This is a genomic window from Oleiphilus sp. HI0061 (genome assembly GCF_001635675.1).
Map to the genome: position 1 here is coordinate 1 of NZ_LWFE01000518.1, position 669 is coordinate 669.

At 45.4% G+C, this 669-nt stretch carries 2 protein-coding genes; both read right to left on the reverse strand.

What is annotated here, in order from left to right:
* A partial coding sequence (locus tag A3735_RS06835; RefSeq protein ID WP_231882464.1) for an SAM-dependent methyltransferase occupies positions 1 to 260 on the reverse strand: 260 nt, incomplete at its 3' end.
* 9 nt (positions 261 to 269) lie between these two features.
* On the reverse strand, positions 270 to 669 hold a 400-nt coding region (locus A3735_RS06840), incomplete at its 5' end, for an SPASM domain-containing protein (RefSeq protein WP_156499477.1).

A 669-nucleotide genomic window follows, 5' to 3' on the forward strand; every position in this document is an offset into this window, starting at 1 on the left:
CTTTTCTTACCCACATAAATACACTCTGCCCTGGGCGACACTAATTCCATCACTTCAGCACTGACCAAGCGGTCATAAATAACACAGTCAGCCTGCTTGATTAAGCGATGAGCCCTTATGGTTAACAGTTCAGGATCACCCGGTCCGGCGCCGATCAGAGCAACTTCTCCGGGTAGAAAAGGTCGTCTATTTTCAGAACCTTTAGCAAACAATTCTTGTGGGCGTTTTAGGCCAGCATTGGAAAAATTATCTTGATTCATAAGCCTCTCCTAAACAGCCTGAGGTGTAGCGTTTGTACTTTCAAGCAAGTGCGTATTAACTGCCTCGGCACCATCAATATCGTCTTCTGACAAACCAATTTCCTGATTATCCAGATAGCAGCCCGGGTCCTCTCCCCAATATTCACCATCACTACTGAAAGCTCGCACCCTAGTATTACCACCACATATCGCAAAGTAATCACATTTGGCACAACGTCCCTCAATAGGACGTGGACTCATGCGTAGCCCCAGCATTAATTCATCGTCGGTATTTTGCCAAATATCTGAAAACGGGCGTTCTTTGACATTACCCATGTGATGACTCCACCAGAAAGTATCGGGGTGAACATTTCCCAAGTTGTCGATATTGGAAATATTAATTCCTGAAGAATTACCCCCCCAGCGTTCA